Raw genomic sequence first — 12,726 nt, forward strand, 5'->3', positions numbered from 1 at the left:
TTTCATAATTTATTAACACCTCTTGGTTTTATCCAAGAGGTTGAATTTTTATACTATTTAGTGACTTGAAGAGCCTTCCGCTCCGATACCTGTTTGACTTCTGATATACTGATGGTCATACGCCGCTATCTCTTTTGCCGCATTTTCGCTCTTATCCATTAAAGAGAAGATCCAGATGCCTGCAAACGCTATGGTCATTGAAAACAACGCTGGGTTGCCGTAAGCATAGATCGCTGTTTTATTGCCTAAAACATCCACCCAAACTGCTTTACTAAGAACAACCAACACAATCGCTGTTAAAAGTCCCAAGCTACCGCCCCAGACTGCACCTTTAGTTGTAAGCTTTCTCCAGAACATTGAGAGGAAAAGAATCGGGAAGTTAGCACTTGCTGCAATCGCAAACGCAAGTCCTACCATGAACGCGATATTTTGCTTTTCAAATGCAATGCCTAAAATAATCGCTACGATACCAAGAGCAATCGTAGAGTACTTAGAAACTCTCATCTCTGTCATTTCATCCACACGACCTCTTGCAAATACGTTTGCATAAAGATCATGGCTTACAGCACTTGCACCTGCAAGTGTAAGGCCAGAAACAACCGCTAAAATCGTTGCAAATGCAACCGCTGAGATAAATCCTAGGAATAAGTTTCCACCAATCGCATGTGCTGTGTGAATCGCAGACATGTTACCACCACCGATGATACCACCTTTGATTGGATCAAGGTACGTTGGATCATTTGTAAGTAATACGATAGCACCGAAACCTATGATAAATGTTAAAATATAAAAATAACCTATAAATCCAGTTGCAAAAAAGACAGATTTTCTTGCCTCTTTAGCATCGCTTACAGTAAAGAAACGCATCAAGATATGTGGAAGACCTGCGGTTCCAAACATCAAGGCAATTCCTAAGCTAATCGCTGAAATTGGGTCACTTACCAAGCCTCCGGGAGCCATGATAGATGCACTTTTTTTAACAGCAACCGCTTGTGCAAAGAGTGACTCAAAGCTAAATCCTACTTTGTACATAATCATGATTGCCATGAACGATGCACCTGAAAGAAGTAAAACTGCTTTGATGATCTGAACCCATGTTGTTGCCAACATGCCACCAAAAGTAACATATAAAATCATCAAGATACCCACCATGATGACCGCATACTCATAATCAAGTCCAAATAAGATCTGAATCAACTGACCCGCACCAACCATTTGAGCGATCAAATAAAGTGCTACCGTTGCCAATGAACCAAGGGCAGCAAGTACACGAATCGGTGTTTGTTGTAAACGATACGATGCAACATCACTAAAGGTATATTTACCTAAGTTTCTAAGCTGTTCTGCGACCAAGAAAAGGATGATCGGCCAACCGACTAAGAAGCCGATAGAATAGATAAGACCATCAAATCCTTTGAGGTAAACAAGTCCTGAAATTCCTAGGAATGATGCAGCAGACATGTAGTCACCCGCGATCGCTAGACCATTTTGGAAACCTGTAATGCCTCCGCCTGCGGTGTAAAAATCTTTAGCCGTTTTGGTTCTTTTTGCAGCCCAGTAGGTAATGCCTAATGTTGCAAAAACAAAGAGAACAAACATAATGATTGCAGAAACATTCAAGTCTCGCTTACCACTAAATTGAGCATCGCCTGCTGCAAATAAAACATTTGAAAGTGCTAAAAGTAATAAGCCCCATTTCATTTTTCACCCCTTGCTTCTTCTTTGATTTGATTGGTTAAGTCATCAAATTCACCATTGGCTCTTTGAGTATAAATACCCGTAAGCACAAACGCAATAATAATAACGCCAAGTCCTACAGGAATACCAACTGTAGTAACGCCCTCACCAAGCTTAATCGCAAATGTGGTAGGGGAAAAAGCAATTACAAGGATGAAAGAGTAGTACACAACCAGCATAACAATCGCTAGTTTCCATGCAAAACTACTTCTTTTTTTTACGAGTTCGGCGAATTTTGGATTGGCCTGTACTCTGTCGTAGATGTTCTGACTCATAAATGCTCCTTCTATTTGATGTGGTAGCTATGATGTCATTGTAAAGAAGTAACGTAGCATTACCGTAGCATTTGCAAGTTTGAAAGAAAAGGAGGATTTTTTTTAAATAATATGAGTAAATAAGTAACTTTTAACGGTTTTTCTCTGGAAAGTACTTCTCTATTTTATAGCCAACACCTTTGAGATTTATAATAAAATCTTCTTTAAGAAGCTTGCGAAAACGGCTAATTTCAGCCCTAATTGAGGCATTATCAATGGGTTCATCGTTCCAAACATAACTTCTGAATTTTTCAAAGTCAACAACGACGCCCATATTCTCACAGAGCAATGTAACAATTTGTAACTGTTTCTTCGTAAGCACTTGAACATTGTTGTTGTAAAAGAGCATCTGCTCTTCTTTGGAGAAGACATACTTAGAACTGAGGATGATATGCTGAAGCTTTTTAATCTCATACTCTTTTTTAATTTTATCGATGCGAATTCCCAACTCTTTAAGATGAAATGGCTTTTTGAGGTAATCTGAAGCTCCTAGTTCAAACGCACGACTTATGTCATCAATGTCAACGTTGGCACTAATAAAGATAGTAGGAAAAGCATGTTCTATTTCATTCAGTGCCTTAAGCAAGCTCAGACCATTCATTTTAGGAATGTTGATGTCTAACAGCAAAAGATCAAACACATCTTTTTTGATCGCTTCATACGCCTCTTCACCATTGCCATACGCTATGACTTTATGACCCAGTGCTTCTAAGTACTCTTCAATGGAGCTTCTAAGCATCAACTCATCTTCAAGCAGTAAAATCTTCATAGTTTATCCTTTAGCAAAGCGGTAGCGGAAAAGTGTCTTAGCCTCATCGGAGAGGACGGTAATAGCAACATCATTGGCATCGCAAATCTCTTTAACGATATTTAACCCCAAGCCAAACCCACCACGCGCTTCATCTTCACGGTAATAACGATTAAAAAGCTGATCGGGTGCTTTGATCTTTTCGCCAGAATTTTGTACCTCAAAAACAATACTCTCTTGCTCTGCATAAAGCTTTACATGTAAAGGTTGTTTTTCGTAGCTGTACTTGATGGCATTGGAGAGATTATTGTCACAAATGCGCTGAAGTTCGATCTCGTTAAAAACGATAAACAGATCACGTTTTATATCGGTAATGATATGCAGTTTATTGCCCTCAGCGACATCTTCAAAGTACTCTACCCTCTCGGTTAAAAACTTAGAAAAATCGATCATCGCTTTTTCATACACAACTCTGTCTTTTTTCACGACATACGCCAAATCTTCATAGATGTTGTCAAGCACTTTGACGGCGGCTTCGATTTTGAGTAGATACGGATTTTTCTCATATTTTAAGTTGTAAAGATCTATGTTCATCAAGATAATGGATAGTGGTGTATTGATCTCATGAATCGCATTTTTAATAAACCGATCCTGCTTTTCAAGCAATTCTTGCGTAAAGTCAACGGAGCGTTTTAGCTCTTCCGTCTTTTGCTCAACGATCATTTCAAGATTGCTATTAAGCTCCACAAGTGCGTGATTTTTACTCTTAATCTCTTCGATCATCACATTGGCATGCGTCACAATCTCTTCAAACTCTTGAAACTTGATCTTTTCCATATCAATGAACTCATAACTTTGAGAAGCTTTCTTAAACGAATAGACAATAAAGCGAATTTCACGCTTCATAATGTCGCTGACATAGCGATACTCAATCGTACTAACCAAATACAAAAAGAGTGTTAGCATATAGATTTTAAGGACAAAATTGATGATTTTATCTTGATAGTCTTTCTTTTTCTGCGCCAACACATCTTCAATGCTACGCGTACTCACGCCACTGCCTAAAATAAGCCCTAGTGGTTCAAATGCCTTGGTGACAACGATGTCTTTACTCGTCTCTTCAGCAGGCGTTATAGGAGAAGAACGGTAAAGCATCTGCCCAGAACTGCGCTCTAAAAAAAGGTAATTTTGCGTTTCCGTGTTCGCCATTAATGCGGTGACATCTTCTTTGAGTTTTTGGTATATCTGCTCTTTGGGAAGGTTTTGACTCTGTTTGTAGCGATACTCGGTAATGTTATAAAGAAGATTGAGTTGCGTTGATGCACTCTTTTGTTGCGTTTGGATGTAACTCTCTTCAATAATTTTAATCTCTTTTTGAAACTCCAAATACTCATTAACGATGACTAAACACGCAGAGATAAAGGCAAAAAGACCTGCAAAAAGAATCGCCATAAAATTAATCTGGTTGATACTTTTGTTATCTTTTTTTTTCAGTAGCAAAAAAATCCTTTACATGTAAAAACTTATGGAGGCTATTTTACCTATATTCTCCCCAAAAAAGGAGATACAAGCCATTTTTGGTATAATTTGATTCAAACCTACGCTACAGGGAGTGACACAATGAAAATCCGAATACCTGCCGAATGGGAAGAGCAAGAAGCACTTATCGTCGTTTTCCCTCCAAAAGAAAGCGATTGGGCACACTCAATTAATGAGATCCATCAAACGTATTTGACGTTTATCACAACCATTGCACGCTTTCAAAAGTGTATGGTTATATGTGAAGACAAAAAAGCACTGGCAAATTCATTGCCAAATCTACAAAACATTGAACTCATCCAAATGCCGACAAATGACACATGGATACGCGATTTTGGTGGCATCAATGTTTATAAAAATCATAAACGTCGCACGTATGATTTTATCTTTAACGCTTGGGGAAATAAATTTGAAGCCAGTTTAGACAATAGCATCACCAAACAACTCTTTGAAGAGGGTTATTTGGAGGGAAAACTCAAAAGCTTAGACTTTGTACTAGAAGGTGGTAGCATCGACAGTAATGGTCGTGGCGTTATGCTTTCAACGGCATATTGTCTGTATGAACAAAATCGTAATTCGCATTTATCCAAAAAGAAGATCAAAAAAACACTCATCGATCTCTTTGGACTCAAAGAATTGATCGTGCTTGAACATGGCGCTCTGATGGGTGATGACACCGACTCTCACATCGATACTTTGGCTCGTTTTATCAACAAAAATACCATTGCCTACGTGAAGTGTTATGACAAAGAAGATGAGCACTATAAGGAACTTCGTAAAATGGAAAAAGAGCTTCAAAAAACAGACTTTCATCTGCTTCCGTTGCCTCTTCCATCAGCTAAATACTTTAACAACCACCGCATTCCAGCGACCTATATGAACTTTGTGTTAATTAATAACGCCGTACTGGTTCCAACCTATAGCGACGCATACGATGCAGAAGTTTTAGCCATCTTTGCAAGATGTTTTCCAGAGCGCGAAGTTGTGGGTATAGAATCTTCCATACTCATTCGTGAACACGGAAGCCTACACTGCGCTTCAATGAATATTTATAAAGAAAGAGACAACGACGAATGACTTTACAAAAGAAAGCAACGGTTATTTCCAGTGGAACTGCCACTGTTCTTATTATTATCAAACTTTTTGTGGGAATCATGAGTGGCTCTGTTGCCGTTTTAGCTTCTGCCATTGACTCTGTTTTAGACTTAATTGTTTCCGCCTTTAATTACTTTGCTATTAGCAAAGCCGAGCAACCCGCCAACAAGAAGTTTAACTATGGCAAAGGTAAGATTGAAGCTTTAGCCGCAGTTATTGAAGGAACGGTTATTACCGTTTCAGGTCTTTTTATTTTTTACACTGCTATCAAAAAAGCTATTAAAAGTGAACCATTAGAGTATCTTGGCAATTCGATTATTGTTATGGTCATCTCACTGGCATTAACCATTGCACTGGTCATTTTTTTGAACTATGTCGCTAAAAGAACACGAAGTATGGTCGTCAAATCAGACGCGCTTCATTACAAAACAGACGTTTTAAGCAATGGCGCTATTCTTGTCTCATTAGTGCTTATTCAAGTCACTGGATTTGAACTAATCGACTCCATTATGGGTGTTGTTATTTCTATCTATATTATCCACTCCGCCTATGAGATTATTCGTGATGGTGTCTATATTTTGCTGGATGCATCACTGGATGAAGAGATGGTTGAAAAAATGCGAAATTTCATTTTAGAAGAGAAAGAGATCAGTGATTTTCACTACCTCAAAACACGTAAATCAGGTAACACCAATTTTGTCGATGTCCATTTGGTTTTTAGCCCAGGTATTTCATTGATGCGAGCACATCATGCGGGAGATAGGATTGAAGAGAAGATCAAAGAGCTTATTCCGGATGAAGAGTGGGTCATCAACGCTCACCTCGACCCCTACGATGACTCAGAGATGAACGATAAAAATGCGGTAAAGATGGCGTAGTCTATTAACGTTCTTACAACCTTGCAAGAACGTTTTACACGCCTTTAGAGCAAAGCTCCAAAGACTACGCTAACGCTGTGTTTCCCTCGGCGGGAAGCCCGTGCACCTTCGGTACTTTCTTACTTACCCTCTTACCCTAACAGTAACGCTACTCTATACCCAACAAATGCCAATCCCCACGCAATCGCAGTCGTAAAGACAAAAAGATAAACGAGATACTTATAACTTCCACTCTCTTTTGTAAAGACAATGCTTGCTGCCATACAGGGCAAATAGAACATGACAAAAATGATAAACGAAACTGAAGAAGCAAACGAAATCTGTTGTTGAAGTGCTCCGATGAGACTCTCATTTCCCTCATCCACACCTGAACCAAGAGCATATAACACACCCAAGGTTGAGACAACAACCTCTTTAGCCGCTAGACCCGATTCTAAGGCTATCGTCATTTTCCAGTCAAAGCCAATCGGTGTAAAGAGCACATCGGTTGATTTGCCGATCATCCCTAAAAAACTTTTCTCCAAGAGTAGTTGTGCTTTTTCATTTTCAAGCGTTACTTTTTCTTCAGTGTTTTGAGCCAGCTCAATTTTTTGTGCGAAACTCTCTTCAATGCTTGGATATTTTGGATAGTTACTGGCAAACCAAATAAGCAAGGAAGCCCCTAAAATGAATGTCCCCGCTTTTTTGAGATACATAATCGCCTTGGTTGCAACCGTATGCCAAATAAGTCTCACTGAAGGTAAACGGTACTTCGGCATCTCCATAACAAAAGGCTCATCGACCCCTCTAAAAACAAATTTTTTCAAAAATTTTGCCGCGATCAACCCTATAAATGCGCCTGCAATATAGATGAGAAAAAGGACATTTCCCGCATGCTCTTGACCGAAAAAAGCACCTGCAAAGAGAACATACACAGGTAGTTTCGCGCCACAGCTCATAAAGCCGATGATAAAAAGCGTAATGAGCCTGTCTTTATCGTTTTTCAGTGTACGCGCACTCATATACGCAGGCACAGAACAGCCAAAACCCGTTACCAATGGAATGAAACTTTTACCATGCAAGCCAAAACGGTGGAAAAAGCCATCGAGTAAAAATGCGACGCGCGCCATATACCCTGTCGTTTCCAAAAGCGCGATACCAAAAAAGAGAATGACAATGTTAGGAAGAAACATTACCACCGCACCCACACCAGAAATGGCGCCATCAGCGATCATCGAGCCAAGCTCTCCATTCCCAAAAATCGTTTTCGCGTAATTTCCGAGTGACACAAAAAAAGTGTCAATCCAGTCCATAGGGATGGAGCCAAGCTCGAAAGTAAGTTGAAACAAAGCCCACATCAAAAAGATAAAAATAGGAATACCAAAAAATTTATGAATCAAAAGTGCATCTATTTTTTCGGTCATATTTCGAGACACGCTCTTTTTACATGTAAGCGCTTCCGTGACAGCACCTTTTGCAAAAGAAGCTCGCTCTTCCGCAAAAATTTCGCCAACATCTTTCGTCTCATGGTGCAAATAAAGATGCTCCAACGCCTCTTTCAGAAGTGGCGAAAACTCAAGCCAAATCGGCTCATCGTGCATCTTATGGTAAATTTTCGGGTTTTCTTGTAGAAGTTTCAGTACCAAATCACGATACACCAATTCTGTTTTATAACGCTTTTGCTTTAAAAAGAAAGAGAGTTTTTCCACCTCTTCTTCCACAACATCGCTGTAAATGAGCTTGGACTTTTCATGCGGGAAATTCGAGATGTCGACAGTACGGTTGAGAAGCTTCCCGATGCCTTTTTTCGTTGCAGCTGAAACCTTAACACAGGGCACACCCAAAATGGAGCTTAGAAGCTCATGGTCAATGCTGATGCCCTCTTTTTGAGCTTCATCCATCATGTTTAATGCTACGATCATCTTTTTATCAAGTTCTAAAAGTTGCGTCGTGAGGTATAAGTTGCGCTCCAAATTGGTCGCATCAACGACGTTAATGATAAGATCGTAATGCTCATTTTCCAAAAAATCTTTCGTAACACGCTCATCTTGCGTATAGTCATTGAGTGAGTACGTCCCGGGTAGATCAACGATTTTGATAGCGCGATCTTGCGTCATAAAACGCACTTCTGCTTTTTCAACCGTCACCCCTGAAAAATTGCCAACTTTAAGACGTGCATCAGCAATGGAGTTGATGAGCATACTTTTGCCAACATTGGGTTGTCCCACAAGTGCGATGATAAGTTCGTTCATGCTCTTTGCACTCCAATGTGTTTGGCTTCTTCAAAACGAAGTGCAAGAAGTGTACTTCCCACTTCGATCTCCATCGTACTTTTTGCGATACTTGTAGCTTTGATTTTGAGTTGACTTCCCTTGCGAAGTCCAAAAGAAAAAAGTCTCTGTTTTAATTCGCCATCGGCTTCAATGAGCGTCACAATGGCGTTCTCTCCAGCATTCATTTCAGATAATGTCATTCTAATGTTCCTTAATTGATAATGCTCATCAAGATAATAAGTTAAAACGGATTAAAAGCTCATTAATGTATAATAAGTTATTCAAAATAACTCATACTAGGTGGATTTTATGAAAGTCGGACTCATCCAACACGCAGTAGAAAGTACCAAAGAAAAAACCATAGCCAAAACCGTTTCACTCATCGAAAAAGCTGCCAAACAAGGCGCACAATTAGTCGTTTTACAAGAACTTCACCAAGACCGCTACTTCTGCATCAACGAAGATGTAGCATGTTTTGACCTCGCAAGTTCATGGGAAGCCGACATCGCTTTTTGGTCAGACACCGCCAAAGCCAACAAGGTCGTTTTAGTCACCTCACTTTTTGAAAAACGCTCCGCTGGACTTTACCACAACACTGCGGTCGTCTTTGAAAAAGATGGCACCGTAGCAGGGAAATACCGCAAAATGCACATCCCCGATGATCCAGGTTTTTACGAGAAATTCTACTTCACCCCAGGTGATCTTGGCTATGAACCCATCCAAACCAGCGTAGGAAAACTAGGTCTTCTAGTCTGTTGGGATCAATGGTACCCAGAAGCCGCGCGTTTAATGGCGCTCAAAGGCGCAGAAATGCTCATCTACCCCACCGCCATTGGTTGGTTCGATGAAGACAGTGAAGATGAAAAAACACGCCAATGCGACGCATGGGAGACGATCCAGCGAGGTCACGCCGTAGCAAACGGACTTCCCGTCATCAGTGTCAACCGCATCGGCAAAGAAGTGGACAATCATAACGTGCTAGATGGCATCCGCTTCTGGGGCAACTCCTTTGTCGCAGGCCCACAAGGTGAGATTATCGTTCGGGCAAGTCATGACCAAGAAGAAGTGCTCATCGTCGAAGTTGACCTAGAACGCGGTGAACACGTCAGACGCATCTGGCCATTTTTACGTGACCGTAGAATTGAGACTTACGGGGATTTGACGAAGCGTTTTATTGACTAAACCATTTTTTAATGCATTGTAACTTCCAAGGAAGTTGCAACACTAACACTATTTTTCGTTATTCCTAAAGTACCACATCAGCGCGAACATCAAGCCTGATGTGGTTGCGATACTCTCATCAAACATAAATTCAAGTGTCTCTTCGCGTTTAAGGTAAATGACTTCGATGTTTTCATTGTCGATGCCACCGCCCTCGTCTACTTTCATGCTATCATCAAGGACTGCGTAGTAAAGTGTTTGGCGACCACCTGCAAAGCCAACGGCGGTGTAAAATGAGGAGATTTTCTCAAGTTTATCAAGAGGAACATCGTAACCCGTCTCTTCCAAGACCTCTTCTTTGGCGATTTCGATGAGGGTTTTGTCTTTATCGACGATGCCTGCGCAGAGTTCATAGGTAAAGCCATCTCTGTTTTTGACGTAAATGGAAGGGCGAAACTGTTTGACAAAGACAAAGGAATCTAAATCTTTGTGGTACAACAAAATGGCGACACTATTGTGTGTATCGACGATATCCCAGCGCTTTTCAACGCTATTGTGCAAGTAGTACATACTTTTAGGTTTAATATACTCCGAGCTTACGCACTCTTCGATTTTAAGTACCTCAATCGTATGTTTCATGCTCTAAATCCAACCCTTCTTTTTAAAATAAGCGAGTGGAGTAACCGCAGAGAGAACCATCAAAAAGAGCGAAAAGGCATACCCATAATCCCAACGAAGCTCAGGTAAAATATCGAAGTTCATACCGTAAATACTCGCAATAAGCGTTGGAGGAAGGAAGATAACGTTCATAATGGTAAAGATTTTGATAACTTTATTTTGCTCAATATTCAAAACACCCAAGAAGATATTTTGTAAGTAATCCAGTCTTTCAAAATTGAATTCACTATAGTCAATCAACGACTTAATATCTTTAAGCATGATGACAATGTCATTGCGTAAAGAAGTGTCATATTTGTTTGATTTTATAAAAGAGGTCAAAATGCGCTGTTTATCCATAAGGTTCTCACGGATATTCATATTGAGATCTTCAAAAGAGGAGATTTTTTCCAACATTTCAGCATCATCATTGGTATAGTCTGTAAAGACATGTTTACGCAGACGTGTAATATCTTTAGAAAGCTTTTCAATAACATCGGCATCCGCATCGATTCTGATGTCTAAAAGTTGTGTAAAGATGTAGTAACCGTTTTTAAATTCACGAGGAGCATAGTAAAAACGCTTACTAAATTCTTCAAACGTTTTAAGTTCTTTATAACGAATGGAAATGAGAAGATTGTCTTGCAAAATAAACGAAACCGTCTCATTATGAGCATTCTCTTCATCGGTAATCAAGAAAAAACTGTTAATTTCGATCTTTTTATCTTCTTCCCAGTAACGCGAACTGATCTCAATCTCTTCAGATTCTTGTTTTGTCGGGAAATCTATGCCAAATGTCTTTTCGACAAATGTGATCTCATCACTTGTTGGCAGGAGCATATCAAGCCAGACAACTTTACTTTTTTTATCTTCATCACCATCAAATTCGCTCAAATCGGTAACGACTTCAAGTTTATTACTGTTCTTAAAAAAACATCGTATCATAGTGGACTCTTTTTGATCATTTATTAACGCTTCTTAGGCAAAGCCAAAGAAGCTACGCTCGCCGCTATGGCGCTAAAGCTTGCCTCTTTCGAGGCAGAAAAATTCTTGCTTTTTTGCAAGAGCTTTATTCTATCGCAAAACGGTTTCATTTTGTTTACATGTAAAAACTAACTTTGACTTTTTTCTAAAGGATAAGAGAGATTAAAAAGCTCTTCTCTAAATGGCGGTGTCTCAGTTTCTAAAGCATTATCAACTTTTTTTCTAAGTCCCATAGTATAATCTATAAAGGCTTTAAGTTCATTTCCGCCTAGCGCACTTTTAGCAATTTTAACAACACTTGCAGGATTGATCGCGACATTGCTACGATACAAACCAAAATGCAAATGCGGTCCACTGCTTAAGCCAGTGTTCCCCACATAGCCAATAACTTGACCTTGTTTAACACCTTGTCCGCCACGAAGACCTTTAGCAAAGCCATTAAGATGACCATAAAGTGTCTTGAAACTACTATCATGATTGATCTCAATCGTATTGCCATAGCCTCCTTTTTCACCCACAAACAACACTTTGCCATTACCTGCAGCTTTCACCGGTGTGCCAACGCTTGCCGCATAGTCAATACCTAAATGCGCACGGTATTTTTGCAAAATAGGATGCCATCTGTTTTGTGTAAAAGGAGATGAAATACGCGTGTAATTAACAGGATTTGAAAGTAAAAAACTGGTTAACTCTTGACCTTTTATGTCGTAATAGTTCTCTTTATAGTAGAAAATATAATTTTTCTTTTTTGCTGTCTCTATCATGGAAACATCTATTTTCATAGAACCAAATTGTCTGCCAAGACGACGCTTTTGTTGATACACAAGTACCAATTTATCGCCTTTTTGAAGGTTACGAAGGTTAACTTCTCCTTTAAAGGATTGGGCAAATTCATTGGCTAAAATATAATTATTGGTAGCACTAAGAATGTCAACATAAGGTGAATTATGAATTTCTATGGCTAAAACATGCTTCTCATTTTGAAGCATGATAGGCGTGATTTCCATAATAAATTTGTCATCTTTTTTCTTAATATGCATTTGAAGCTCTTCACCAATTGGGATTAAGACTTGTTCTAATTGGTTGTCTTCACTTTTAAGAACCTGATACTTAACGCCCGCTACAATTTCTGCGGCAAGTTCTTGTTCTTCTTTATCAAGCGTATAATAAATCGATTGTGGTAAATTGTTTTTGACTAAAAATGTCAGAAACGTTTCACCCTTTGGCCACTTCAACTCTTCAACGTATGAAGCGGATGCAAACGATAAAAAAAGAAATAATAATGTTATGATTTTTGCCATTCGCACCCCCTAGTTCTTTTTCGATTTTATCTGAACAAATCTTACAAAACGCCTAAAACA

General features: G+C 39.4%; 12 protein-coding genes. 3 read left to right on the forward strand and 9 right to left on the reverse strand.

Translation table 11 applies throughout. The annotated features are described in order from the left end of the window. Nucleotides 1-57: 57 nt before the first annotated feature. The 4 genes from SAR02S_RS06975 to SAR02S_RS06990 all read right to left on the reverse strand — a co-directional run bounded on the left by SAR02S_RS06975 (nucleotide 58) and on the right by SAR02S_RS06990 (nucleotide 4,299). Nucleotides 58-1,701 (reverse strand): cation acetate symporter, encoded by a 1,644-nt coding sequence (locus SAR02S_RS06975; protein ID WP_041958141.1) that lies wholly within the window; start codon nucleotides 1,699-1,701, stop codon nucleotides 58-60. Next, a complete protein-coding gene (locus tag SAR02S_RS06980) occupies nucleotides 1,698-2,012 on the reverse strand; it encodes a DUF485 domain-containing protein (RefSeq protein ID WP_041958143.1) in 315 nt (104 codons plus the stop codon). Before SAR02S_RS06980 ends, SAR02S_RS06975 begins: the two co-directional genes overlap by 4 nt. 130 nt (nucleotides 2,013-2,142) lie before the next feature. Continuing rightward, nucleotides 2,143-2,820: a response regulator transcription factor gene (locus SAR02S_RS06985; RefSeq protein ID WP_041958145.1), complete on the reverse strand. Its 678-nt coding sequence runs from the start codon at nucleotides 2,818-2,820 to the stop codon at nucleotides 2,143-2,145. Between the two features lie 3 nt (nucleotides 2,821-2,823). Continuing rightward, nucleotides 2,824-4,299, reverse strand: a complete 1,476-nt coding sequence (locus tag SAR02S_RS06990) for a sensor histidine kinase (protein WP_232294003.1) — start codon at nucleotides 4,297-4,299, stop codon at nucleotides 2,824-2,826. 120 nt (nucleotides 4,300-4,419) lie between these two features. Here SAR02S_RS06990 and SAR02S_RS06995 point away from each other — a divergent pair, with 120 nt between their 5' ends. Both SAR02S_RS06995 and SAR02S_RS07000 read left to right on the forward strand, forming a co-directional pair. Next, a complete protein-coding gene (locus SAR02S_RS06995) occupies nucleotides 4,420-5,415 on the forward strand; it encodes an agmatine deiminase family protein (protein WP_041958146.1) in 996 nt (331 codons plus the stop codon). After that, a complete protein-coding gene (locus SAR02S_RS07000) occupies nucleotides 5,412-6,311 on the forward strand; it encodes a cation diffusion facilitator family transporter (RefSeq protein ID WP_041958148.1) in 900 nt (299 codons plus the stop codon). Before SAR02S_RS06995 ends, SAR02S_RS07000 begins: the two co-directional genes overlap by 4 nt. Before the next feature lie 131 nt (nucleotides 6,312-6,442). Here the strand turns inward: SAR02S_RS07000 and feoB are convergent, their stop codons facing one another. Both feoB and SAR02S_RS07010 read right to left on the reverse strand, forming a co-directional pair. After that, complete coding sequence (gene feoB, locus SAR02S_RS07005) at nucleotides 6,443-8,542, reverse strand: ferrous iron transport protein B (protein ID WP_041958150.1); 2,100 nt, start codon at nucleotides 8,540-8,542, stop codon at nucleotides 6,443-6,445. Beyond that, nucleotides 8,539-8,763 (reverse strand): FeoA family protein, encoded by a 225-nt coding sequence (locus tag SAR02S_RS07010; protein ID WP_041958152.1) that lies wholly within the window; start codon nucleotides 8,761-8,763, stop codon nucleotides 8,539-8,541. The genes feoB and SAR02S_RS07010 overlap by 4 nt, the downstream gene beginning before the upstream one ends. A 109-nt stretch (nucleotides 8,764-8,872) precedes the next feature. Between SAR02S_RS07010 and SAR02S_RS07015 the strand changes: the two genes are divergently transcribed. Next, nucleotides 8,873-9,745, forward strand: coding sequence for a carbon-nitrogen hydrolase (locus SAR02S_RS07015; protein ID WP_041958154.1), 873 nt, complete (start codon nucleotides 8,873-8,875; stop codon nucleotides 9,743-9,745). A gap of 48 nt (nucleotides 9,746-9,793) precedes the next feature. On the opposite strand, the gene SAR02S_RS07020 is transcribed toward SAR02S_RS07015, so the two are convergent. The 3 genes from SAR02S_RS07020 to SAR02S_RS07030 form a co-directional block, all read right to left on the reverse strand. Next, nucleotides 9,794-10,363, reverse strand: coding sequence for an NUDIX domain-containing protein (locus tag SAR02S_RS07020; protein WP_041958156.1), 570 nt, complete (start codon nucleotides 10,361-10,363; stop codon nucleotides 9,794-9,796). A 3-nt stretch (nucleotides 10,364-10,366) separates the two neighbouring features. After that, the gene (gene corA / locus SAR02S_RS07025) at nucleotides 10,367-11,326 is read right to left on the reverse strand and encodes a magnesium/cobalt transporter CorA (protein WP_041958158.1); all 960 of its coding nucleotides are present in this window, start codon (nucleotides 11,324-11,326) and stop codon (nucleotides 10,367-10,369) included. Nucleotides 11,327-11,493: 167 nt separating this feature from the next. Then, entirely contained in the window at nucleotides 11,494-12,666 is a 1,173-nt protein-coding gene (locus SAR02S_RS07030; RefSeq protein ID WP_041958160.1) for a peptidoglycan DD-metalloendopeptidase family protein, read from the reverse strand. Between the last annotated feature and the right edge of the window lie 60 nt (nucleotides 12,667-12,726).

Source organism: Sulfurospirillum arsenophilum NBRC 109478 (assembly GCF_000813345.1).
GTDB lineage: Bacteria > Campylobacterota > Campylobacteria > Campylobacterales > Sulfurospirillaceae > Sulfurospirillum > Sulfurospirillum arsenophilum.

Excerpts from the sequence above, each read along its gene's own strand:
- corA (WP_041958158.1), bottom strand. The coding sequence starts at position 11,326 with ATGATACGATGTTTTTTTAAGAACAGTAATAAACTTGAAGTCGTTACC.
- SAR02S_RS06980 (WP_041958143.1), bottom strand. The coding sequence starts at position 2,012 with ATGAGTCAGAACATCTACGACAGAGTACAGGCCAATCCAAAATTCGCC.
- SAR02S_RS07020 (WP_041958156.1), bottom strand. The coding sequence starts at position 10,363 with ATGAAACATACGATTGAGGTACTTAAAATCGAAGAGTGCGTAAGCTCG.
- SAR02S_RS07015 (WP_041958154.1), top strand. The coding sequence starts at position 8,873 with ATGAAAGTCGGACTCATCCAACACGCAGTAGAAAGTACCAAAGAAAAA.
- feoB (WP_041958150.1), bottom strand. The coding sequence starts at position 8,542 with ATGAACGAACTTATCATCGCACTTGTGGGACAACCCAATGTTGGCAAA.
- SAR02S_RS07010 (WP_041958152.1), bottom strand. The coding sequence starts at position 8,763 with ATGACATTATCTGAAATGAATGCTGGAGAGAACGCCATTGTGACGCTC.
- SAR02S_RS06985 (WP_041958145.1), bottom strand. The coding sequence starts at position 2,820 with ATGAAGATTTTACTGCTTGAAGATGAGTTGATGCTTAGAAGCTCCATT.
- SAR02S_RS07030 (WP_041958160.1), bottom strand. The coding sequence starts at position 12,666 with ATGGCAAAAATCATAACATTATTATTTCTTTTTTTATCGTTTGCATCC.
- SAR02S_RS06975 (WP_041958141.1), bottom strand. The coding sequence starts at position 1,701 with ATGAAATGGGGCTTATTACTTTTAGCACTTTCAAATGTTTTATTTGCA.
- SAR02S_RS07000 (WP_041958148.1), top strand. The coding sequence starts at position 5,412 with ATGACTTTACAAAAGAAAGCAACGGTTATTTCCAGTGGAACTGCCACT.
- SAR02S_RS06995 (WP_041958146.1), top strand. The coding sequence starts at position 4,420 with ATGAAAATCCGAATACCTGCCGAATGGGAAGAGCAAGAAGCACTTATC.